This window comes from Mycobacterium sp., from assembly GCF_052144515.1.
Classification (GTDB): Bacteria; Actinomycetota; Actinomycetes; order Mycobacteriales; family Mycobacteriaceae; genus Mycobacterium.
This window is the reverse complement of the sequence record NZ_JBKQQD010000567.1, coordinates 44,017-66,463: the sequence shown is the minus strand read 5'-3', so window position 1 is coordinate 66,463 and position 22,447 is coordinate 44,017. Positions and strand designations below refer to the sequence as shown.

Annotated in this window: 20 protein-coding genes; 10 read left to right on the top strand and 10 right to left on the bottom strand. The window is 65.5% G+C overall.

The window, feature by feature from the left end:
- The first annotated feature begins 1 nt into the window (after window position 1).
- From ACLP9N_RS39325 to ACLP9N_RS39305, 5 genes are all read left to right on the top strand, one after another.
- Window positions 2-1,375, top strand: coding sequence for a virulence factor Mce family protein (locus tag ACLP9N_RS39325; protein ID WP_442412456.1), 1,374 nt, complete (start codon window positions 2-4; stop codon window positions 1,373-1,375).
- A 38-nt stretch (window positions 1,376-1,413) separates the two neighbouring features.
- A complete protein-coding gene (locus ACLP9N_RS39320; protein WP_442412463.1) occupies window positions 1,414-2,526 on the top strand; it encodes a virulence factor Mce family protein in 1,113 nt (370 codons plus the stop codon).
- 1 nt (window position 2,527) lies between these two features.
- Window positions 2,528-4,042, top strand: coding sequence for an MCE family protein (locus ACLP9N_RS39315; protein ID WP_442412455.1), 1,515 nt, complete (start codon window positions 2,528-2,530; stop codon window positions 4,040-4,042).
- Entirely contained in the window at window positions 4,006-4,719 is a 714-nt protein-coding gene (locus ACLP9N_RS39310) for an Mce protein (RefSeq protein WP_442412454.1), read from the top strand. The genes ACLP9N_RS39315 and ACLP9N_RS39310 overlap by 37 nt, the downstream gene beginning before the upstream one ends.
- A gap of 77 nt (window positions 4,720-4,796) precedes the next feature.
- Window positions 4,797-5,480, top strand: coding sequence for a hypothetical protein (locus tag ACLP9N_RS39305; RefSeq protein WP_442412453.1), 684 nt, complete (start codon window positions 4,797-4,799; stop codon window positions 5,478-5,480).
- Window positions 5,481-5,518: 38 nt separating this feature from the next.
- Here the strand turns inward: ACLP9N_RS39305 and ACLP9N_RS39300 are convergent, their stop codons facing one another.
- Window positions 5,519-5,923, bottom strand: coding sequence for a hypothetical protein (locus ACLP9N_RS39300; RefSeq protein ID WP_442412452.1), 405 nt, complete (start codon window positions 5,921-5,923; stop codon window positions 5,519-5,521).
- Window positions 5,924-6,113: 190 nt separating this feature from the next.
- Window positions 6,114-6,476 carry a DUF732 domain-containing protein gene (locus ACLP9N_RS39295; RefSeq protein ID WP_442412451.1) on the bottom strand — a complete coding sequence of 121 codons (363 nt, stop codon included), beginning with the start codon at window positions 6,474-6,476 and terminating at the stop codon, window positions 6,114-6,116.
- Window positions 6,477-6,801: 325 nt separating this feature from the next.
- Between ACLP9N_RS39295 and ACLP9N_RS39290 the strand changes: the two genes are divergently transcribed.
- Window positions 6,802-7,260 carry a CAP domain-containing protein gene (locus ACLP9N_RS39290; RefSeq protein WP_442412450.1) on the top strand — a complete coding sequence of 153 codons (459 nt, stop codon included), beginning with the start codon at window positions 6,802-6,804 and terminating at the stop codon, window positions 7,258-7,260.
- A gap of 67 nt (window positions 7,261-7,327) precedes the next feature.
- On the opposite strand, the gene ACLP9N_RS39285 is transcribed toward ACLP9N_RS39290, so the two are convergent.
- From ACLP9N_RS39285 to ACLP9N_RS39275, 3 genes are all read right to left on the bottom strand, one after another.
- Window positions 7,328-8,095 carry a FadR/GntR family transcriptional regulator gene (locus ACLP9N_RS39285; protein ID WP_442412449.1) on the bottom strand — a complete coding sequence of 256 codons (768 nt, stop codon included), beginning with the start codon at window positions 8,093-8,095 and terminating at the stop codon, window positions 7,328-7,330.
- Between the two features lie 292 nt (window positions 8,096-8,387).
- Entirely contained in the window at window positions 8,388-9,641 is a 1,254-nt protein-coding gene (locus tag ACLP9N_RS39280; protein WP_442412448.1) for a CaiB/BaiF CoA transferase family protein, read from the bottom strand.
- On the bottom strand, window positions 9,638-10,840 hold the full coding sequence (locus ACLP9N_RS39275; protein WP_442412447.1) for a cytochrome P450: 1,203 nt from the start codon (window positions 10,838-10,840) through the stop codon (window positions 9,638-9,640). The genes ACLP9N_RS39280 and ACLP9N_RS39275 overlap by 4 nt, the downstream gene beginning before the upstream one ends.
- A gap of 415 nt (window positions 10,841-11,255) precedes the next feature.
- Between ACLP9N_RS39275 and ACLP9N_RS39270 the strand changes: the two genes are divergently transcribed.
- From ACLP9N_RS39270 to ACLP9N_RS39255, 4 genes are all read left to right on the top strand, one after another.
- Complete coding sequence (locus ACLP9N_RS39270; RefSeq protein WP_442412446.1) at window positions 11,256-12,770, top strand: class I adenylate-forming enzyme family protein; 1,515 nt, start codon at window positions 11,256-11,258, stop codon at window positions 12,768-12,770.
- A gap of 127 nt (window positions 12,771-12,897) precedes the next feature.
- Window positions 12,898-13,656 (top strand): enoyl-CoA hydratase-related protein, encoded by a 759-nt coding sequence (locus ACLP9N_RS39265; RefSeq protein ID WP_442412445.1) that lies wholly within the window; start codon window positions 12,898-12,900, stop codon window positions 13,654-13,656.
- Between the two features lie 102 nt (window positions 13,657-13,758).
- On the top strand, window positions 13,759-14,760 hold the full coding sequence (locus tag ACLP9N_RS39260; protein ID WP_442412444.1) for a hypothetical protein: 1,002 nt from the start codon (window positions 13,759-13,761) through the stop codon (window positions 14,758-14,760).
- 59 nt (window positions 14,761-14,819) lie between these two features.
- Window positions 14,820-15,371 (top strand): TetR/AcrR family transcriptional regulator, encoded by a 552-nt coding sequence (locus ACLP9N_RS39255; protein WP_442412443.1) that lies wholly within the window; start codon window positions 14,820-14,822, stop codon window positions 15,369-15,371.
- A gap of 12 nt (window positions 15,372-15,383) precedes the next feature.
- Here the strand turns inward: ACLP9N_RS39255 and ACLP9N_RS39250 are convergent, their stop codons facing one another.
- The 5 genes from ACLP9N_RS39250 to ACLP9N_RS39230 all read right to left on the bottom strand — a co-directional run bounded on the left by ACLP9N_RS39250 (window position 15,384) and on the right by ACLP9N_RS39230 (window position 22,447).
- Window positions 15,384-16,418 carry a hypothetical protein gene (locus ACLP9N_RS39250; RefSeq protein ID WP_442412442.1) on the bottom strand — a complete coding sequence of 345 codons (1,035 nt, stop codon included), beginning with the start codon at window positions 16,416-16,418 and terminating at the stop codon, window positions 15,384-15,386.
- Window positions 16,415-17,410, bottom strand: a complete 996-nt coding sequence (locus ACLP9N_RS39245; protein ID WP_442412441.1) for a hypothetical protein — start codon at window positions 17,408-17,410, stop codon at window positions 16,415-16,417. Before ACLP9N_RS39245 ends, ACLP9N_RS39250 begins: the two co-directional genes overlap by 4 nt.
- A gap of 8 nt (window positions 17,411-17,418) precedes the next feature.
- Window positions 17,419-20,106, bottom strand: a complete 2,688-nt coding sequence (locus tag ACLP9N_RS39240; protein WP_442412440.1) for an NAD-dependent epimerase/dehydratase family protein — start codon at window positions 20,104-20,106, stop codon at window positions 17,419-17,421.
- Window positions 20,103-21,230 (bottom strand): ABC transporter substrate-binding protein, encoded by a 1,128-nt coding sequence (locus tag ACLP9N_RS39235; protein WP_442412439.1) that lies wholly within the window; start codon window positions 21,228-21,230, stop codon window positions 20,103-20,105. Before ACLP9N_RS39235 ends, ACLP9N_RS39240 begins: the two co-directional genes overlap by 4 nt.
- Before the next feature lie 293 nt (window positions 21,231-21,523).
- On the bottom strand, window positions 21,524-22,447 hold the full coding sequence (locus ACLP9N_RS39230) for an alpha/beta fold hydrolase (protein WP_442412438.1): 924 nt from the start codon (window positions 22,445-22,447) through the stop codon (window positions 21,524-21,526).

Genomic DNA, 22,447 nt, shown 5'->3' with positions numbered 1-22,447 from the left:
GGTGGGTGTGGCCGCGCTGCTGGCGGTGGCGTTGGTCGGCGGCATCGTGGCGGTGGTGTGGACCGCGACCGGTGCCGGGCGCATGCACGTCACCGCGTACTTCGACAACAGCAACGGAATCTACCCGGGTGACAACGTCGTGGTTCTCGGCGTTCCGGTCGGCAAGATCGACAAAATCGAACCCGAGCCCGACCGCGTCAAGGTCTCCTTCTGGTACCGGGACAAATACCGGGTGCCGGCCGACGCCAAGGCGGTGATCCTGTCACCGTCTCTGGTGACGGTTCGGGCGCTTCAGCTGACCCCCGCCTACAACGGTGGGCCGGCGATGAAGGACCACACGGTGATCCCGCGCGAGCGCACCGCCGTCCCGGTGGAGTGGGACGACTTCCGGCAACAACTCGAGAAGCTCACCCAGACACTGCAGCCCACCGCACCCGGCGGCGTCAGTACGTTGGGCGCGTTCATCAACACCGCGGCCGACAACCTGCGCGGTCAGGGCCCCGACATCCGCAGCACCATCATCAAGCTGTCGCAGGCGATCTCGGCGCTGGGCGATCACAGCGGCGATTTGTTCAAGACGTTCAAGAACCTGTCGATTCTGGTGTCGGCACTGCACGACAGCGGTGAGCTGCTTCAGCATTTGAACCAGAACCTGGCCGCGGTGACCAGGTTGTTGGCGAACGATCCCAACGAGGTCGCCAACGCGGTGCGAGACCTCAACGATGTGGTGGGTGACGTCACGAATTTCGTGGCCGAAAACCGTGAGCAGTTGGGCACCACCTCGGACAAACTCGCGTCGGTGTCGAACGCGGTGGTCGAGAGCCTCGATGACATCAAGCAGACGCTGCATATCGGGACGCCGGCGTTCCAGAACTTCGCCAACATCTACCAGCCCGCCAACGTCGCGTTGACCGGCGCCGTCGCGGTCACCAACTTCGCCAACCCGGTCCAGTTCCTGTGCTCGGCGGTGCAGGCGGCGTCGCGGTTGGGCGCCGAGCAGTCGGCGAAGCTGTGTGTGCAGTACCTGGCGCCCATCATCAAGAACCGCCAGTACAGTTTCCCGCCGCTGGGCTTCAACCCCTTCGTCGGTGTGATGGCGCGTCCGAATGAGGTTACCTACAGCGAAGACTGGCTGCGGCCCGATTACGTCCCGCCGCCGGGGCCGCCACCGACTGAGCAGTGGCGCACGGTGCCGCCGCCCCCCAACGGGCCGCTGCCGCCGGCGAACAGGATCTACAACTATTTCGGCAACGGGATGGCCGACCCGAATCACGCGAACCCACCGTTCGTGCCCGCCAGACCGCCGGATGCCGTACCGACCAATCCGGCCGACGGTCTCAAGGGGTTGATGGTGCAACCCGGAGGTGGCCAGTGAGCAGGTTCGGATACGCGCGGCGCGCCGGCGCCGGCACCCTGGTGGCACTGCTCGCGGTCGCATTGGCCGGCTGCGGTGTCCTCCGGGACTTTCACGGGGCGAACTCCCTGCCGCTACCGGGCACCGTAGGTGGGGGTCCGGGGTCTTTCACGATCCAGGCGCAACTGCCCGACGTCCAAAACCTCAAGGAAAACTCCCGGGTCAGGCTCAACGACGTGACGGTCGGCAACGTGACGAAGGTCGAACTGCAGGGCTGGCACGCGCTGGTCACCATGATCCTCGACGGCACAGTCGACCTACCGGCGAACGCGACGGCCACGATCGGCCAAACCAGTCTGCTCGGTTCGGTGCATGTCGAGTTGGCGCCGCCCAAAGACGCTCCTCCGGCGGGCAAACTCAAGAACGGATCACTGATTCCGCTGTCGTCGGGGGGCGCTTTTCCTTCCACCGAACAGACCCTGGCCGCGGTGTCGATGGTGCTCAACGGGGGCGGCCTGGCCAACATCCAGGACATCACCAAGGCATTGAGCACGGCGTTTTCCGGTCGTGAGCAGGATTTGCGCAGCCTGCTGGGGCAGCTGGACAAGTTCGTCGGCTATCTCAACGAGCAGAAGGACGACATCATCTCGGCCACGGACAGTCTGAACAACGTGGTCGGCCAGTTCGCCGACCAGAAGCCGGTGGTCGACAAGGCGCTCAAAACCATCCCGGATGCGTTGGCCGTGCTGAAGAACGAGCGGGAAAACCTCGCGGACGCCCTCGCGGAGTTGGGCAAATTCAGTGCGCTTGCCGCCGACTCGGTCAATCAGACCAAAGAGAATCTGGTCAAGGAGCTCAAAGACATCGGCCCCGTGCTGCAGTCGCTGGCCGACTCGGGGCCGGCCCTGACCCGCTCCCTGGATTACTTTGCGACATACCCGTTCCCGAAGCCCACGATCAGCAAGTGGATCCGCGGCGACTACGGGAACCTGACGGCCATCATCGACATGACCTTGAGCCGGATCGACAATTCGTTTTTCACCGGCACCCGGTGGGAGGGCAACCTGACCGAGCTGGAGCTGCAGTGGGGGCGCACCATCGGCCAGCTGCCCAGCCCGTACACGGCACGGAACCCGCTTGTCGCTCCTTACCATTTCGACCAGGGGGCCTGACGTGCTGACACGGCGGATCAAGATCCAGCTCGCGGTCTTCGCCTCGATTGCCCTGGGCGCAATCTCGGCCGTGCTTTTCGGCTACCTTCAGGTCCAGAACACATTTTTCGGCATCGATCGTTACACGGTGACGGTGCAACTGCCCCAAGCCGGCGGCCTTTACGCCGGCGGGAACGTCACCTACCGGGGTGTCACCGTTGGCCGGGTGCAGGAGGTGCGGCTGACCAACACCGGCGCCGAGGCCGTCCTCCAGATGAATTCGAACTTCGACATCCCGGCCACCGACCTCGCCGCCGAAGTGCACAGCGTGTCGGCGGTCGGCGAGCAGTACCTCGCTTTGACGCCGCACAGCCGAACGGGGCCCACGCTGAAGAACGGCGACCTCATCCCCGTAAGCCGCTCGAGCGTCCCCCCCGACATCAACTCACTGGTTGCGGCGGCCAACCGTGGCCTGCAAGCCATCCCACACGACAACCTGAAAACGGTGGTCGACGAAAGCTATACCGCTTTCGGCGGGCTCGGCCCGGAACTGTCCCGCCTGATCAACGGCACCACCAGCCTGGCAATCGACGCGCGGAAGAACCTCGATTCGCTGACCACCCTCATAGACGAGTCAAAGCCGTTGCTGGACAGCCAAACCGAATCCTCCGATGCGGTGCAGGCCTGGGCGTCCAACCTCGCCAACGTCACCAGGCAGCTGCAAACCAACGATGCCGCCGTGCGGGGCGTGCTCACCAAAGGTGCGCCGGCGGCAGAGGAGACCCGTCAGCTGTTCGACCGACTGCAGCCGACCCTGCCCATCGTGCTGGCCAACCTCGTCAGCGTGGGCGAGGTCGGGGTCGCCTACCGCGCCGACCTCGAGCAGCTCCTGGTGGTGCTACCGGCGGCCACCTCGGGGGGCCTGGCGACAATACTTCCGGATCGAAACATCAAGTCGAGCTACCCCGGCCTGAACTTGAGTTTCAACATCAACCTCAACCTGCCGCCGGCGTGCACGACGGGCTACCTGCCTGCCCAGCAGATGCGGTCGCCCACCTTTGAGGATCACCCGGACCGTCCGGCCGGCGACCTCTATTGCCGAATACCCCAAGACTCCCAGCTGAACGTGCGCGGGGCGCGTAACTATCCCTGCGAGACGCGACCGGGCAAACGTGCCCCAACGGTGAAGATGTGCGAGAGCGACGAGGAGTACGTGCCGCTCAACGAGGGGTACAACTGGAAAGGCGACCCCAACTCGACGCTGTCCGGGCAGGACATCCCGCAGCTTGCGCCCGGTACGCGGCCGAGCCCGGCCGCGGCCCCACCGGCTTCGCCGGCCAAGCCGTCCACCGCGGCAGCCGCTTCGCCGGCGGCGCCGGCGTCGTCCCCGCTTCCGATCGCGGTCGCCGAGTATGATCCCGCCACCGGCACTTATGTCGGACCAGACGGGCAACCGTACCGCCAAACCGATCTGGTTCGTCCTTCCGATCAGGAGCAGACATGGCAGCAGATGCTGACGCCCCCGAAGGCGAAATGAGCCGCGCCGAAACCGAGGAACAGCTTTCAATCCAGTCCGAAGAACCGGCGTCGTCGTCGCCTGACGACCAGGCCCCGACCGATCGCGTCGAAGACGACGAATCCGCTGCTGGGGATACTGACGACGGCAAGGCCGTCCACGACGACGGGGATGACGGCGGGGATGCGAAACCGGCCCGGCGGCGGGCCTCGATCTCGCCGGTGAGGCTGGCAATGGTGGTCGGTTTGGTCGCCACCCTCGCCTTGGGCGGGGTGGTTGGCTGGTTGGGTTTCAAGACCTATCAGTTGCACCAGGAGCAAGAACAGCGTGAACTGTTTCTCCGGGTGGGCCGGCAGGGCGCGGTGAATTTGACGACCATCGACTGGCAGAACGTCAACAACGACATTCAACGCATACTGGACTCGGCGACGGGCTCGTTCTACGACGACTTCTCGAAGCGCTCGCAACCCTTCATCGACGTCGTCAAGAAGGTGCAGTCGAAATCCGTCGGAACCGTCACCGAAGCAGGTCTGGAATCGGTGTCGCGCAACGAAGCTCAGGTTCTCGTCGCTGTCTCCGTCAAGACCTCCAACCTTGGTGCGGAAGACCAGCCGCCGCGGGCCTGGCGCATGAGGATCGACGTGCAAAAGGTCGGCGACGGGGCCAAGGTTTCGAACGTTCTGTTCGTGCCGTCATGACGCCGCGGTCCGGCACGCCCCGGGGGAAAAGAACGAGCCAGAACGAAAAGAAAGAGCCGGAAAAGGAACCAGACGCTGTGTCCGTCGACACCGAATCCGCAACCGGTCAGGATGCCGCCGGGGTCGCCGAAGAGGTCACGGACAACTCCGAGAAAGTCGCGGCTGCAAGCGAACACGCCGAGGACGTCAGCGATGGCGAATCAACGGACGCACCCTCCGGGGTGCCCGACAACGACGAGGGCCGCAAAGACGGTGGCCGGGCGAAAGCCAAAAGCGGCTTTAGCTTTTCGCGGCTGTTCGCTTTCGGGCTGCTGCCGTGCCTGGTGTTGCTGATCGCGGCGGCGGGCGGCTACCTGAAGTGGCAGTCTTCGTCGATCCGCGCTTCGCAGACCAGCAGCGTCGAGTCCGTCGCGGCCGCCAGGGACGCCACCGTTGCCATGCTCTCCTACCAGCCCGACACCGTGGAGAAGGATTTGGGGGGCGCTCGGAGCCGGTTGACCGGCACCTTCAAGGACTCCTACACGCAGCTGACTCACGACGTGGTGATTCCCGGCGCCAAACAAAGGCACATTTCGGCGGTGGCCACCGTTCCCGCTGCGGCCTCGGTGTCAGCTACCGCAAACCACGCGGTGGCACTCGTGTTCGTCAATCAGACCGTGGTTATCGGGACGGATCCTCCCAGCGCCACGGCATCCAGCGTCCGGGTAACGCTGGACAAGGTTGGTGACCGGTGGCTGATCAGCGGCTTCGACCCGGTCTGACCTGACGCACACGCCGAGACGGCGTTTCACAGGCTGATCTATAAGGTGACCGCAGTCGGCCCAAAGGGCTGGCACATCTTCTTCACCGGCCCGGTGGTGCTGTGGGTGACCGGATCCTCGAACACGTCCGCACAACCCTGGCCCGTCACGACGTACGTCGCTCCGGGCCGATAGGGAAGATAGATCAATGCCGGTGCTGTGCCGGCTTTGTGGCTGCACTGCGACTGGGAGTCCTCTCCCCGGATCGCCAGACACACGACGGAGTCGTTCGGAACCGCATCCATGGTGCAGGGGCCAGGTTTCACCGTGGCCAGCACCATGCTCGTGCTGGAGACCTGAACGACCTGCGGCGGCGTCAGCACCCACGAGCACGACCCGGTGTCAGCTCCCGCCGAAGGCGACGCCTTGGCCACGCCCGCAGACCCGATACCGATGAGCGACATCGCCACCATGACCGGGACTACCACAAGGGACCGAAGCGATTTCATAGCGTAGGGGCGCACGCGGGCATTCGCTCTGGCGAAAGTGAACCTGGAGTTTGAATGCGCAGATTGAACTCGGTGCAACCGCGATGGCAGATGGGACATGCCCTCACTCCCGTATTCGTCAAGTGGATGCGTGCGCCTTTGGTCGCTACGCGCCGGGGGGCGGCTGATAATGGGACGCCGAGTTGCGCAGCTGCCAAATTTGTGCGGGGCACAAGAGATTGACCGCGTACGACACCAGGTAATTGGCCGCGAACTCGTCATTGGGGGTGACGTCTCTTTTCACGTCACCCATCACCTGTGCGTAGCCTTCGCCCCCGCCGACCTTGTCGCAGATTTCGTAGCCGTAGCCGACGGCGTCGTTGTTCGGAAAGTTGTATTGCCGGCGCACTGCCACGTCGTAGAGGTACTCCACCCGGGGGTCTGGGGCCGCCCGCGCCCGCGGACTCAGCGGGTGTGCGCCGGTCGCGATGGTGGCGGCAGCGGCGATCACGAAGGCGGTGAAAGCCAAACCGGTCGCCCTACGGCGTCTGTCCCTGGCGACGGGCCGCGGGCGTATAGCGGTGCCGCCGGTTACGGGCGAATGCTCTGTGCGACAACCTGGCTCCTCGCCGCACCGGGAGGCTAGGTATGGACCCACACGATCACCCCTGGCGTCAAGCGGCTGAGTATGACGAGTCTAGCTGAAGAACTCCGACTAAGTTATACTTCTGTGGCCTAATTGTCACCAATCGGAATTGACCATGAGAACGCGCTTCGAAAGACCGATGAGACCGGCGGGCGGTATTGTCCGCCCAGTCCTTTCGCGCTCCGCGACGGCCATTCTGGTAGGTGCGATGGCGTGGCCGGCGCCGGCGGCGCATGCCGACAATGGCAACACCGTCGTACCGAACAACGCCCGGCTCAATAACAGCGTCTACGTGAACATCAACACGGCGCAACGTCAGAACGGCTGCACCACCGATTCCCTGATGGACGGCCGGCTCACCAACGCCGCCCGCCGGCACACCCTTGACGCCCTCAACAACCCCGACATCAACGGCGACATCGGGTCGGACGGGTCCACGCCGCAGGACCGCGCCCGCGACGCCGGATTCAATGGCAGGGCCGCCGAAACCGTGGCGATCGTGCCCGCCATGGCGATCAACGGCATACAGATACTCGGCCAGTGGTGGTGGGATCCGCCGTCACGTGCCCTCATGCAGGACTGCGCTAACACCGCAATTGGGGTGTGGTCGGAAAACAGCCTGAGCCGCTCGGTATTGGTCGCTATGTACGGGCAGCCGACGGCGTAGCGAAGCCGCAAGCTATCACGTTGTCTGCGTTGGTATCTCGGTAAAAGTGTTGTGCGCCTGCCCAGACTCAATCCATCACGTCGCGGACCTTGATCGTTGGCAGTGTCCGAAGCAAGATCGTGCGGGAGTTGTCCATGTGGCGACGCCAATGGGCCTCGGCCCCATCGCCGTCGCGCGCGCGCAGCAGCTCGATGAGGTGGCGGTACGAGCGCACCAGCTTCGCGTAGTCCCCCTTGGCGACGCGGCCCTTACGCGCAACCGCCACCGCGGTGTGCCTCTCGGTGATCTCGTGCAGCATCCCCGCAATCATGCTGAGCGTCGCGTTGCCCGACAACTCCACCAGTCGGCGATGGAAGTGGGCCGTGGCCGCGGCGAACTGCGGAATCTCCATGGACGCCGGGAGGTCTTCGACCAAGATCTGCTCGAGCTCGTCGAACGCTTTCTCCTTGCCGTCATCCGCGAGTAAACGGGCGGCCAAAGGCTCGATCGCAGACCGCGCGACCAGGACGTCGGCGATGGTCGCGCCCGACAACTCCAGGAGCAGACCGGCCGGGCGGGCCACTATCTCGGGCCCGGGCACCCGCACCCGAGCGCCGGTGCGCGAGCCGCGACGAACCTCGACAAGCCGTTCTGATTCCAGCACCCGCACCGCTTCGCGCAACGTCGGGCGGCTGACGCCGAAGTGATTCATCAGCTCGGGCTCGTTGGGGAGGAAGTCGCCGTCCTTGAGCTTGCCGTCTACGATCATCCGGCGCAGCGTCCCGGCGACCAGCTCCGCGGTCTTCGGCGCGCGCACACCTTGCCTACCAGGCCCTGTGGAGGTCACGGTCGCCATTTGGGCGAGCGGCGGAAGCGATGGCACTAGACCTCCCGTTGGTAATCTGCCCAGCACCCGCTGGTGTCGTTGTCCCCCACGGCGCCTCGCCATCGGATATTCACCGAGTTTAACGACCAGAATGCGAAGATTAAAAGCCACTCAGCGAGTAATCCAAGTTAACTGAGTTACCTGCAAAGTAGCAACGCGAATGGTCCCCGACGAAAGCAGCGCTCGCGGCATTATGGGGCGAACTCGCCGCCTCTCACCCGGCCGGATGATGCGGTACGCCTGGGTGGCGCTACCAGCCTGCTCAGGTGACCGCTCCGTCGATCTTGAGGCCGATGAGTTCATCATCGGTGAAACCGCAATCGCGAATCACCTCATCGGTGTGCTCCGCGAAGGCCGGCGCGCGGGCGAGGCTTATCGGGTTCTCGTCGAATTGAACCGGGCTGCACACCAGCTCGTGTTCGACGCCGTCGGCGTCGGTGACGCCGGCGATCATCCCGTTGGCGCGCAGAGCCGGGTCCTGGCTTACCTCCCAGGCGTCCTGCACCACGGACCATTGACCGACGCCGCGTGAAAGCACCTCCACCCAGTCGGACAGGGGCCGGCCGGCGATCAGCTCCGCGACGATTTCCGCGGCCTCGGCGGCGTTGGCCATGATCTTCTCGACGGAGTCGAACCGTTCGTCACGGGCCAGGTCCGGGCGTTCGGCCAGGCGGCAGAATTCCGGCCAATAGACGCCGGGCTGGAGCATGGCCAACTCGATGAACCGGCCGTCGGCGGTGCGGTATGCGCCGATGAGCGGATTGGTGGCCGCGCCGTGCTCGGGTGGTTCCTCTTTGGGCAGCGGCCCGCCGGCCAGCAGGGCGAGGTTGATCGAGAATTGCGTTGCCCAGGCGCCCACTCCGATCAGGGAGACGTCGACGACGGACGGATTCCCCGTCACCGATCTCGAATAGAGGGCCGCCGCGATGCCACCGGCAATGGTCATTCCACCCAGTGAGTCCCCGTACGCGCCGGCGGGCATGCGCGGGCTTCGTGGGGAAGACGGAGGTGTCAGACCGGCCGCGCTGCCGCCGCGCGCCCAGAACGCGGTGCTGTCATACCCGCCCTTGTCGGCGTCGGGGCCATGCTGGCCGAAACCGCTGCCACGGACGTAGATGATGTCGGGATTGATCGCGCGAATGTCGGCGATCTCGATGCCGAGACGCTTGCGTGCACCGGGGAGATAGTTGGTGAGAAACACGTCGCTGGAAGCCACCAGTCGTTCCAGCAACGGTCGGCAGGCGGGATTATCCACCGCCAGTCCGATGCTGCGTTTGCCGCGGTTGGGTCCCTCCATGATGGGGAAGAACGACGACCCCTTGCTGGCTGTCTCGAGGCCCAGCACTCGGACGAGCCCGCGTTGGGCGTCGCCCCGTTCTGCATGCTCCACCTTGATGACGTCGGCGCCCCAGTCGGCAAGCACGGCGCCGGCTGCCGGCACGAACGTGTACTGGGCTACCTCGAGGACGCGCACGCCCCGCATCGGGCGCGCGGGCTCGTCCCCGGTTGGGTTCATACCACCCACCGCAAGGGCAGCGCGTCGATACCGAAAACCCCCCCGGCGTGCTCGGTTACCGCTGATTCGTCCGCGAGTTCGTACTCCGGTATGAGCCGATGCCACTCCTCGAGGACCACGGCCATTTCCTGGCGCGCAAGATGCGAACCCAGACACCGGTGCGGACCTGCGCCGAAGCCGATGTGGCGCGGACGCGGTGCGTCGAAATCGACCGTGCCGCCGCGCACGTGCTCGTGCGGGTCGCGGTTGGCCATGCCCAGAGGCAGCTCGACCACTTCGCCTTCTTTGATGGGGCAACCATGGAAGACGACATCCCGCGTGACTTTCCGCCCCGTCTGAACGATCGAATACGCCCGCACCAGTTCTTCCACCGCGTGCGGGATGATTGACGGCTCCGAGGCGATCCGCTTGCGGTCCGCGTCGTGAGTCGCCAAGTGCAGGAAAGAATACGACAGCTGCGACGCGACGGTGTCCAGTCCGGCCATGAACAGCAACAGCATGCAAGACAACAGATCCGCGTCCGCCGGCGGCTCGCCGTCTATCCGCCAGTCGAGTGCATGGCTGACGATGTCATCGCCGCGCTTGTCCGGGTTCGCGCGCTTGTCGGCGATGAGCTCGGAGAAGTAGCCCGCCACCTCCATCATGGTGGCCATGGCGATCGATCTGTCCGGATCGCTGTCCGCCGTCGAATGCAGGATCTTGTCTTCCCACCTCATGAAGTCCGGCAGTTTCGCGATCGGCAGACCCATGATCTGAAGGAAAATGGTGGTCGGAAAGACGGCGGCGAAATCGGCATAGAAATCACACGAACCTTTTTCGCGGAAACCGTCGATGAGATCTCTTGCGAAGCAACGTTGTTCGTCTTCCAAACTGCGGACACGCCCAGGGGAGAAGTACAGGCCGAGGAGATGCCGCCACTTGCCATGTTCCGGCGGGTCGATCATCATCGGGATCCACTTGTAAGCCGGATCCGGCTCCAGTGGCACCACGGCGCCGTTCGAGAAGAGTCCGGGATCCTGAAGCGCTTCGAGTATCACGTCGTGATCGGTGAAGACCCAGTACTTTCTCTCGTCATTGGCGCGGAAGAACGGCCGGGCCTGCCGTTGGCACTCGTCAAGTCTCAGGAAGTTCGACCCGCCGGCGTCGGGGCCGCGCATGAATTTGTAATCCAGTAACGGGTATTCGCCTTCTTGAGTCATTCGTTTCCTCCACCGCCGGGTGATCGATCGAGAAGATCCGCGCGGAGTCCCTCAGCGGGACTATAGCCTCCGCCAATTCCGGCAACACTGTCTGTAATTTCTGGCGAGCCGTCTCAGACCATAGACGGGAGCATCGCCTCTGTCTAGAGAAACTCATGCGGCCCCTTGCCCACCGCGTCGAGGCTTCGACGCAAATGCTCAAAGCACTCGGGCCTTGCTCAAAAATCCTGCGAGGCAGTGAGGTTCATGCTGATCGTGCTGCGTCGGGCCCTCGTCGGCGGGTTATGAGCGCGCCCGGGCGCGCCGCCCCCTCGCGTCGCCTCCCGACCATCGGCGCGAGCAGGATAGTAAGTTGACCTAGTAAACCACGTGGGCTAGGTTGGGAAGGCCTTATCCCGCCCTCTAGAGAGTTGGCATGACGAGCATCCCCGATGCGCTGGGACGGCTGTGGCAAGCCGATGACGACGCCAACATGCTGCAAACCGGCGGCCGCTGGATCCCATGGGGGCGGATCCGGACGTTGGCCGAGCAGCTCGACGAGCAGCTTGGCGCCGCAGGATGCGGGGCAGGTGGCCGTGTCGCCGTGGTTTTGGGCAACCGGATGGAATCGGTGGCCGCGCTCATCGCGATCATCCGCGGCGGGCGCACGCTGGTGACGATCAGCCCTCTGCAGCCGGCGGAGCGGCTCAGCGCCGACCTGCTCGATGCACAGACCGCCTTCGTGCTGGCACCCGGCGCCCTGTGGGCGGAGGACACGTTCACCTCGGCCGTGGCCGAACTCGAAGCAGCGGCGTGGAGCCTGGACGAAGGGGCGCTCGTCAGGCGCTCCGAGCGGAGGCAACAGCCTGCGCCCGGCGATCCGGCGGTGGCCGTCGAGATGTTGACGTCCGGAACCACGGGAGCCCCCAAACGCGTACCACTGAGGTACGTGCAGTTGGAGGCGTCGCTGTCCGCCGCGCTGCGCCACAACAACCGGCCCGACGGCAGTGAACGCGCGCCGCTGACCGGAACCGTCGGCTTGGTCGTATTGCCCATCGTCCACATCGGAGGGCTGTGGGGCCTGCTGCAGGCGCTGGTAACCGCGCGTCCGTTAGTCCTGCTCGAGCGGTTCGACCTACCTGCCTGGCGTGCCGTCGTCGCCGAGCACCGTCCTGCCCTGGTAGGCCTCCCCCCGCCCGCGCTGCGGGCGGTACTCGACTCCGACATCACCCGCGAAGAACTCAGCAGTATTCGCGCCGTCAACGCCGGTACCAGCCCGGTGGAGCCGGCCCTCGTCGACGCGTTCTACGACAAGTTCGGTATTCCGATCCTCGTCGTCTACGGTGCCACCGAATTCTCGGGAGCCGTTGCGGGATGGACGAAGAAAGACTTCTTCGCTCACTGGGCGGACAAGAAGGGCAGCGTCGGCAGGCCTTTCCCGAGGGTGCGCCTGCAGGTCATCGACGACGACGGCGAGGTCCTTCCAGTGGGGGAAACGGGCCGACTGCAGGTGGCCTCTCCGCAAGTCGGGGGATCGGCGGATCGGTGGGTCACCACCAGTGACCTCGCACACCTCGACGACGACGGCTACCTCTACATCGACGGTCGGGCAGACGACGTCATCGTGCGCGGCGGGTTCAAGGTTGCGCCCGACGCGGTGGTGCGCGCCCTGCGTTCCCACCCGGCAGTGCGCGACGCCGCGGTCGCGGGGCTTCCGGACGCGCGGCTGGGCCAAATCCCCATCGCTGCAGTCGAACTGAGACCGGGTGCCACTGCGACGGCGGAGGAGTTGCGGACGCACTGCCGGTCTTCGCTGACCCCCTACGAGGTGCCGGCGGAGGTCTACATCGTCGACGAATTGCCACGCGGGGCGGCGCTCAAGGTGGATCGACAGCGGGTGATCACAATGCTGGACGAACTGCGCAAAGGCGCTCCCGCGGCGAACGGCTGATCCGGGCCGGCGCACGAGTTCATACTGAATACTCAGGTCGGTGCCTCGGGTCATGAAAGGGGATGCCGAACGTGCGTAGCGCCGAGGTCATGGGGCACATCATCTGCCGCGATGTGGGCCGGTAGCGGTGGCCGCGGGCATTTCGTGTCACCGCGACGGCGCTGTACTGCGCGTCGTGCTCGACAAGCCCACGAAGCTCAATGCCGTCAACACGCCCATGCTCGTCGCGCTTCGGGATGCGGTTTCGGCCGCGGCCGCCGATGATTCGGTCCGCGTGATCACTCTGACCGGTGCCGGCCGCGCGTTCTGCGCCGGGGGAGACCTCAGCGGCGAGGAGACCGACGGCGCGGCCGCGGCCGCGGCCGAAGTGATCGGGGCCATCATCGAGGCGCCGAAGCCGGTGTTGGCCGGCGTCCGGGGTGCGGCCGTCGGGGTGGGGTGCTCTCTGGCAGTGGCCTGCGACCTGGCCGTCGCGGCGCAATCGGCGTTCTTCCAGCTGGCGTTCACGAAGGTCGGCTTGATGACCGACGGCGGCGCCTCGGCGCTGGTGCCGGCGGCCATCGGCCGCGGGCGGGCGGCGCGGATGGCTCTGCTCGCCGAAAAAATCTCCGCGACAACGGCATTCGAGTGGGGAATGATATCGCACGTCGTCCCCGACGAGGCCTACGACGCGGAGTTCGAGGCTCTGGCGCAGGCCCTGGCCGACGGCCCGACGCTGTCCTACCGGGGGATCAAGCGGGCCCTGCGGACCGCGACCTTATCCGAGCTGCGGGAGACCCAGACCGCGGAGTTCCAGGGACAAGAGGCGGTGCACCGCAGCGAGGACCTGCGCGAGGGCGTGCGCGCGTTCCGGGAGCACAGAAAACCGCGATTCCGCGGACGTTGATCCGCAGCCGATGCGCGGTTGCTCACAAGTCATTTCCCGCTGACGTTGGACATTCTACTCGCCGTGCAATAATATAGCGATCGATATATTTAGAGGAGGATCATGCCGATTTCTGTGTACGGGGACTTCGATTTCCAAACGGTTGTCGACGCCTACGACCCCAAGTTGTCCGATCTCCAGCCGCACCATCACCGGCACGGACTGACGCTGCAGGTGCAGTACTTCTACGGTGCTCTGCGCGACGCCGACGGCGTGATGTGGGCGTTGGAACGGAAGTTCATCGGCCCGATGACCGGCGGCCTGTGGTTCATGAATGATTCGACGGGCGACCTGAATCTGCATCAGGGCACATTCACGTCGGCGCGCGGCGAGTCGATCCGGACGATCGAGCCGTCCCGACGTATCTGGCGGAACCACTTGATGCACACCATGTCGGAGAAGTTCGGCGTCGCCACCGAACCGCTCGAGCTGACCATCGACGACGCGGGCATCCAGTGGTCGGAGGGACAACTCCTCGATGTGGCGGGACCCCTGCAGGGGCCGGGATTCCAGTTCTATGCGCCGGCACGCGACGAACCGCTCTTCTACACGACGCAGGTCTACTGGGTCACCGGGACGATCGGCGGCAAGCCCGCGGAAGGATTCGTCGGGCTCGACCATGGGTACTGGACCCACGGCCTCGAGTGGAAGGAGTACCGGTACTTCGGCGATCTCGAGATCTCCTGGGAGGTGTTCGGGAACAAGTTTACCGACGGCAGTGTGGAGTATGGCGTGATCGTCAAGGGGCGGCGGGGGTGGTCCGGCGCGGCGACGTTCGATTCGGGCAAGCTCGTCGCCAAGACCGACCAGGTCAAAGCCACCTACGATCTGGACAACGAGGGCTTCATCAAGGCCGCCGGCTTCGATATCGACGGGCACGGCTACACGTTCACCGGTAGCGAGACCGGGAAGATGCGTCATTTCGGTGAGGCGCGCTGGGCGAACTACACATCCCAGGGGGGCATCACGCGGCGTGACGGCGACGACCGTGACCTGGCCGTCGGGTACACGTGGATCGAGTTCTTCCCCGGGCGCATCACCGAGGACAAGCTCACCGCTGGGTGACTGGGAAATCGAAAGCTCAACGGCGTAGCTCCGGCAGGCCCCCAGGCGGGGCCGGCCCGGTGCGTGACGCTTTACTGCGTTCCGCGGCAACCCATTTCAGCAGGTATGGCTATTCGGGCGCTAGCACTCGCGCCATCCTGGCCGACGCCGGCGCGACCGCACCGGCCTTGTATCACCACTTCGGGAACAAGACGGGACTGTACATCGCGGCGGCCGACGCGGCTCAAGACCATGTGTTGAGCGCCTTCACCGTGGCAACCGCCGATCGGCCGATGTTGGCGGATCGGGTATCGGCACTGCTGGCGGAAGCGATCGCGCTTCGCCGGCAGCATCCGAACGTCGCCAAGTACCTCAGCGTCATCCAGCAGGACACTTCGCGACATCCCGAGTTGAGCGAACTCGGTTCGTACGAACCGCAATTTGATAAATTCTGGCAGTCGGTGGCCTCCGGCACACGGTCCGCACGCGGTGTGGCAGTGGCGCTGCGGGCGCTCGTGGAGGGTCTTCTTGCGGTGGGCGGCGGCCGCCTCGACACTGAGGACCTCGCCGCCGCCGGCGAGGTCTTGGAGCGGATCACCCGGAGCGGACTCGACGCTCTGTCGGAACGTTGAAGGGTCGCAGGGCTAGCGTCGCTCGCCCGCGTAGCGCCGGTCGAGGCCATTCAGGGGGAAGGTCTCGATCCACGCGAGCGACGTTTCCGGCATCCGATCGTCCCCGATCCGCCGCACCGAACCGGCTTGGCCGTGATAGGCGTCACCACGTGCGGCGGCCAACGATCGCATCTGACCACGCTTGGCGGCGGTGAAGCGCCATTCGGTGCCGCCCGCCGTGTAAAGGGCGGTATCCACGTATTTGTCGGGGTCCAATCGCACGTCGGCAGTGAGTTCGGTGGTTTCGACGATCGGGCCGTTGTGGTCGGCCACGACCGCAAAACCCCAGTGCTCCTTGCCCAGGCAGAGCGCGCCGAACTCGTGGGAGCCGTCCCCGTAGATGTTCGCGAACGTCACCCACGCCAGTTCGACCACGTTGAAGATCGGGCCGTTGTTGTACACCTGGCCTGTCGGGCCGTAGAAATTGTCCATCGAGACGAAGCCGCGGACCCGGCGGCCCCGCACGTGCCCCGTCACGCGAAATGGCTGCGACGCGTAGAGGTTTCCGCCGCGCTCGTCGATGTTTGGCGTGTACCACTGGTAACCCAGTCCCAGCCGGGGACCGCGCAGGTCGAGCAGTTCCCCCTCCGTCCAAACCAGTTCGTCGTCGGAAATCGTGATGGTGAACGGCTGGGTGGACGGGGTCGGCTGCGCGGCCACCTGAAACGACGTTGCGTCCTCACTCAGTATCCAGCGGACCCCCGCTCCGCGATGCGCAGCGCCAAAGGCCTCCGGCGCGATTTCGAGGTTGTCTTCGCCGACGTTGGAGGACAACTGGAGGCCGCCGGACAGCTCGGTGTTCACCTTGCGCATCGGCGCCAGGTAATTGCCGTCGTCGTCGTTCAGGCAGCTCCACCAGTAGGTGGCCATCGGGCGGAGCCCGAAGAACTCGCGCTCGCACCAGGCATCGCGAGCGGCGAATTCACACGTGCTGACCAGGCTCCGGAAATCGAAGTTCCCCCGCCGCCGCGACGGCCACTTCCACGCGGGCTGTGCACCCGCGCTCACGGCGCCACGCTTTCGCGCAGGGCACCGGTGTCCAGCAGCCGCCCGTTGTACGTCTCCATCAACGCTTCGGTGGTCTTCGGACGGCGCCGCTCGTCGACGTGGTGTGCCCAGCCCTGGCGCCACCGGTGCCCGGCGGGAAGTTCCCTCCGCACGGGGCAACGCCCGCCCGGGATGGCTTCCCAAACCCAGGTCTCCCCACCACCCGTGTAGCTCACCCGCGCCGGATAGGCGTTGTCCGACATCGGTTCACCGTCGAGCTCGGCCTCCACGACGATGTCGCGCGCGATCAGCGAAGGGCCGTCGGTGCGGTGGATGATCATGAGGTTGAAGTCCTCGGTGCCGTGCACAAGGTGCCCGGAGTGGATTGTGCCGTCCTCGAACTCCGTCGCGAACGCGACCCACGCGGCCTCCAGTTTGCTGATGACCGGCCCGGTGATGAAGTCCCGACCCGGTTTTGAGTGCATGCTGTCGTGGAACACCAGGCCCGTGACGGGGATACCCTTGATCGTTCCTTCGGCCTTGAAGAGACGCGACGTGTACAGCAACGGGTCGTCCTCATCCGGGTTGAAGAATTGCAGACCCGGCCCGACAAGGTCACCGGTCATCGACAACTCGCTTCCGTCGTTCCACTCCATCCGGGAGTCGTCGACCGCCATCAAAGCCGTACCTTCGGGGGTCACCACCTCGTAACGGCCGTCCCGCAGGCGGTGTTCGACCGGACCGCCGTACGAGCTGTTTTCGTCGATGGCGTAGACGAAGTCGCCGCCGATCTTGGATTCCGAAAGATGAAGGAATCGTGCCCGATCGGTGTAGAAGCCGCGGATCGGCCACCAATAGTCGCCGCTCTCCGAACGCACGGAACCGTAGAAGTACTGCATGTTCATCGCGAGTCCGGCGGCGTCGTTCCAATGAGCGCTTGCCTTGGGCTCGATGAACGTTGCGACCGCCTGGAATCCGAAGTGCCCGCTGGTGCTCAGACGCTCGTGTGCCATGACATCTCTCATTTCTCTAGGGTCTGCTCGTCAGAGTCGGTGTCGTCGATAGCCGCCTCTAAAAGCCTTATCTCTCCAGTTGTTCCGGAGATCTCAACCAAAGCGCCGGTGGGCAGCCGGCGGGTGGCGTTGCGGGCGTCGACCACGCAGGGAACGCCGAACTCCCGCGCCACGATGGCCGCGTGCGACATCGGCCCGCCGAGATCGGTGACGACGGCGCCCGCGTAGGCGAATGCCGGCGTGTATCCCACGTCGGTGACTTCGGCCACGAGTACCTCGCCGGGCTGCAGGTCGTCGATCGTGTGCTGATCGACGACGCGGACGCGGCCCTTGACGCGTCCTCCGCTCACACCCAGGCCCTTCAACAGCTGTCCGGGCTGCAGCTGCTTCACGTCGGCCACAGGGCTCCACGATCCGCTGAAAGCCTGCGGTGGTCGTGCATCGGCAAGTAGCGCCATCTCGGTGCGCCTACGCGCCACTATTGCCCGGGCGTCGGGCGGCAGCGCCTCCAGTTCGTCGACTTGGAAGAAGAAGACATCGTCGACCTCGTCGAGCAGGTCGCGCGCGACCAGGCGCCGTGCGTGTTCGCGCAGCAGCCTCCGCAGAATGGACGTGGCCCGTACGACCTTGTCGCGCCGGATCTCCCGGTCACGCAGTTGGCGCGCTGCGAGCCGTGCCGCCAGCCGACCGCGCATCGACGTCGGGGACTCGGACGCCCCACCTTCGTCCGTGCCTTTCTGAGGAACAAGCGATTTCGCGATCATCCGGGCAAACTGTTCGGGGTTGTCGCCGTAGGTGGCAGAGCGCAACTCGCATTCGGCGGGCCCGCGGTGGCCGACCCGGGCGAGTTCGGTGAGTATTGCCCGGTACAGCTCCGGCGCCCGCTCCTGGACTACGGCGAGCACGTCATGCTCGGCCGAAAGCGCTTCGGCCGCTGCCGGGTTGGCACGGGCCAACTCGCTCAGCCGCTGAAGGCTCGCGAGAGCTTGACCGCTGGCCACATCCCGACCGGGCGCGGGCAGTGCACCACCGCCGAGGCGTGTCGCGGCGGTCGCGGTTGCCGTGCACAGCATCGCGGCCCACCCTGCCAGGAGCCAGCCATGCACCACCAGATCGCGGGCGAGGGTGATGAGACTTTCCAGCCGGTTGTCGTCGAGGTCGGCGAGGTCTTGAGGTAACAGCCCTTCGAGCCGATCGATGTCGCGCACGAAAGACTTTGACTCGGAGGTCGACCCGGCCAAGAGCCCGACGCCGGTCAGTCCGACGCCGATCAGGTCGCTCAACCGCCGACCGATCCCTTGTTTCTCCTCGTGGGGGCGTTCGGGCCCGAATACCGGCGTATCGCCCAGTTGTCGGCCGAAGAATTGATCGGTCATGCTCTGGGGATTGGTGCCCGGCATCGACCTGCCCATGTAGTAGACCGAACTCACCCCACCGTAGACGCGGTGCGCGAAGGTGCCCACGGACCTCGTGGCGATTTCCCTTCCAATCACCCCGGGTAGCCGCAGCCGTTCGGCGATCGACACCCCGCCCGCCCGCAGGCCCCGTACGGTGGCCGACGCGGACGCCGGAGAAAACGGTCCCGGCAGCGCCTCGGAAAGGTTCGTGGCGACGAAGGTGGGGAACCGGGGGTCGATCGGGCTGTCGAACTCGCCGTTGAGACCGTCGGGCCCGGCGGGATGCAGCCGCACGCCGTCGGCCGGTGGCTCATCGACCGCGGGCATGTCGTGCACCAGCGGCATCCGCCAGGGCAAGGTGAAGACTTTCTTGCCGAGAACCATTCGGCCACGGACGGCGAGTTCGAAATCGTCCAGGCACTCGTCGGAATTCCACGCGGGCGTGTAGCTCCACTCGTCCACCAGCCGGCTGGTGTCCATGATGGGAAAGTTCAACAGCAGCTCGAACTCGGCGGGGGACGCTTCGACGAGTTCGCGTCGATAGAGGGCGCCGAGTCCGGCGTCGATCACCCGCTTGCTGGCGGGGAACAGCCGGCGACCGAGTTTTGCGGTGATGTCACGCACGGTGGGCTCGCCCGCGGCCGCCAGGTTGACCGGTCCGGTTTCTTGTCCCAGCACCGCCCTAACGAAAACTCTGTGCACGTCGTCGGTGTGCACGATCTGCATCGGCCGGTCCGCCGAGCCTTCGACGTTCGGAAACGCCGGCGAACCCAGCAGGCGCATGACGGTGTTGTCGACGTCGCGACCGACTACGATGCCGGGACGGACGGCAACCCACTCCTTGCCGCACTCGGCGAGCATGCCTTCGACGCAGGCCTTGTGGAAGGCGTAGAAGTGATCGGGCGAGGGATTCAGCGGGTCGTCCTCTTTCAGGCGCCCCCCGGCCGTGGTAGGGGCCCCGTAGGCCAGCACGGAGGATGCGAAAACGATTCTGCGGCTTCCCGATTGGTTCATCGCATCAAGGACGTTCTGCGTGCCGCCGATGTTGATGTCGCGGGTGAGTTGTTCGTCGGGATTGGAATTGACGACCCAGGCGCAGTGTGCGACGACCTCCGCGCCGTTGACCGCGCGCCGCACCTTGTCGGCATCGCGGATGTCGCCCTCGACAAAGGCGCTGTCGGAGAACCAGTTACGGGGCTTGTGCCTGGCCAGCCCCACCACCTCGTGCCCCTCGGAGCGCAACCGGGCGGCGATGCCGCGCCCGAAGACGCCACTGGCGCCGGTGACGGCGATCCTCATGACGGCTGATGCCACGGGACTACCGGGGCGACACCTTCGAGCGTGGTGGAACCGCCCTGCGCCCGGCGCACCACCAAAAAGTCGGCTCCCTTGTAGGCGCGGTGGTCGGACGGCCCGAGTGTGATGATGGTGCCCGGCCCGCCGGTGCAGGCGGGAATGCGGCGCAGGGTGTCCATCGCGTCGCGCAGCGCCGTCGGGGTGGCGTACCGCATCCTGCCGAGAGCCAGCGCGAACGCATGGCCGATGTCGTAGCCCGTCGACAGTCCCGAGGTGGCGTAGTCGTAGCCGAAACGCCGAAGGAATCTTCGCCGGACGGCCGCGAACACCTCGTTGCGTTCGTCGTACTGGTCGACCCCGACCCAGCCCTCCAACCGCTGGGCGCGTTCCTCGCTGTAGGTCGCGCTGACGAAGGCGGTGGTCTGGATGCGCGGGGGATCCCACCCGATCTGTTCGAGAGCCGGGCGAACCCACTGGTTGACTCCGCCGAGGCCGAGGTACACCAGGGCGTCGGGCTTGGAGTCGCGGCAGACGTTGAGGGCCTCGACCAGCTCCTCGACACTGGTCGCCGGGTACACCTGGGGTTCGGCCGTCACGACCAGGTTGTGGGCCTGCAGCTCGTAGCGGAAGAACTCCGAGTACTCCTCGCCGATCTGTGTGCGCTCCCGCAGCACGGCGATCCTGCGGTGGCCGTTTGCGTCCAGCCACGCCGCCATCACCGCGGGCTCGTCGGCCAAACCTCCGTTGGCGAAAGCGTACGCGTAGTCACCGACGAAGCGGGTGGACCCACAAATCGTCGCCGTGGGGACCTGCAGGCGCTCGATCTCGGGCAGCAATGCCAGGCAGTTGTCGGACGTGAAGGGGCCGACGACCCCGAGGACGTCGGCCTCCTCGACCAGCTCGCGGTACGCCCTGATGAGTCCATGGGCGGACGCCCACGGCTGCGCGTACACCTCGCGCACCACCACCTCGACGTCGCGTTCAAGCAGCCCACGAGCCTTCGCCTCCTCGCACGCCAGACGTACCGCGTCCGGCCAGCAGTCGCTGAGTCCCGGATGTTCGGGGAGGTCGATCAGGACCCCGAGCCGGTAGGGCTCGATCGGTCGTCCGTGGTAAACGGTGGCCACGCCTCAGCACATCCCGCCTTGGGCCGGGTCGGCGGACGAAAGCATTGCGGTCTCCTCGTTCGACAGGATCGCCGCGGACTTGCGCCGCGGGCAGAGCAGACGATGGTGATGCAGGGACGACTCTAAGGCCGATAACACCGGAAAGTCAATGCTGCGGGTCGCAATTATCTATATTCTTGGCGACGCCTTGTCGCATCTTGCTGAAGGGTGGAATGGACGTTTCCGGGCATCGTTCGGAAGCCGGGGCGATACCCCAATGTCCTTTGTCGTCAATGACTTTACGCCGGGCCTGGTCAGGTGATCGACCAGAACTCGAGCAGTGTGCGCAGGGTGGCGACAAGCGGCGGTGGTTGGTCCAGCACGGGGTGATGGCCGGCCTGCGCGAGCTCGACGAACGGCCCCCTGAGCTGCAGGATGGAGCGGATCTTGTCGGCCATGGCCGTCGGCACCAAACCGGCTTCGCAACGCAGATAACCTATCCGGCATGGCATTTGGTCCATCACGTCTTCCAGCATCTCTTGCTCGGCGGGCGTCTGTTGATCGAGCAGATCGCCGCCGAAGATCGCCGGATCGAACTTCCACACCCACCCGTCGACGGTCTTTCGCACCGACTCGACCGCGATGTGGCTCTTGACGTAAGGAAGTATGACCTCCTGCGCCGGCACTGCGGTGAACCGGGCGACGATATCGTCCCTGGTGCGATACCCGCGATGTTTGCGGTTGCGGAGTCGTTGCTCTTCCGGCGCACGATCCCGCAGCGGCGAATCAATCACGACAATGCTGTCGATTTGCGTGCCGTAATGGTTTGCGGCCGTGGCGGTCACCCAGCCGCCCATGCTGTGGCCGACGATGGTCGGTTGTCCCGACGCCCCCGTGGCCGCCGCCATGGCGACCACTTCCCGCGCCCAGGTGTCCAGGTGGTAGGCCGTCCTGGGATCGCTGTCGCCGTGTCCGGACAGATCCGGCGCGATGACCCGGTGCGTGCGGGATAGGAACGGCGCGACGTGATCCCACCATCCCGAATGCGCTCCGCCGCCATGCACGAGCACCAACGGCGGCAGCGCGGTGTCACCCCAGGCGCGCAGGTGGATCCGGCAGCCTGCGACTTCGACATCGCGATGCTCGGGCCTGTCTTCGAGGGCGGCCGCGAACCAGGACGGCGTGGTGTCGACATCGGTGCGCCGCAGGCGGGGGAACACGGGTGCACCTCCCGGCAT

Bases quoted from the DNA above. Each gene is read 5' to 3' on its own strand.
- ACLP9N_RS39310 (WP_442412454.1), top strand. From the start codon at position 4,006: ATGGCAGCAGATGCTGACGCCCCCGAAGGCGAAATGAGCCGCGCCGAA.
- ACLP9N_RS39300 (WP_442412452.1), bottom strand. From the start codon at position 5,923: ATGTCGCTCATCGGTATCGGGTCTGCGGGCGTGGCCAAGGCGTCGCCT.
- ACLP9N_RS39290 (WP_442412450.1), top strand. From the start codon at position 6,802: ATGGCGTGGCCGGCGCCGGCGGCGCATGCCGACAATGGCAACACCGTC.
- ACLP9N_RS39285 (WP_442412449.1), bottom strand. From the start codon at position 8,095: ATGGCGACCGTGACCTCCACAGGGCCTGGTAGGCAAGGTGTGCGCGCG.
- ACLP9N_RS39280 (WP_442412448.1), bottom strand. From the start codon at position 9,641: ATGAACCCAACCGGGGACGAGCCCGCGCGCCCGATGCGGGGCGTGCGC.
- ACLP9N_RS39275 (WP_442412447.1), bottom strand. From the start codon at position 10,840: ATGACTCAAGAAGGCGAATACCCGTTACTGGATTACAAATTCATGCGC.
- ACLP9N_RS39270 (WP_442412446.1), top strand. From the start codon at position 11,256: ATGACGAGCATCCCCGATGCGCTGGGACGGCTGTGGCAAGCCGATGAC.
- ACLP9N_RS39260 (WP_442412444.1), top strand. From the start codon at position 13,759: ATGCCGATTTCTGTGTACGGGGACTTCGATTTCCAAACGGTTGTCGAC.
- ACLP9N_RS39245 (WP_442412441.1), bottom strand. From the start codon at position 17,410: ATGGCACACGAGCGTCTGAGCACCAGCGGGCACTTCGGATTCCAGGCG.
- ACLP9N_RS39240 (WP_442412440.1), bottom strand. From the start codon at position 20,106: ATGAGGATCGCCGTCACCGGCGCCAGTGGCGTCTTCGGGCGCGGCATC.
- ACLP9N_RS39230 (WP_442412438.1), bottom strand. From the start codon at position 22,447: ATGCCGGGAGGTGCACCCGTGTTCCCCCGCCTGCGGCGCACCGATGTC.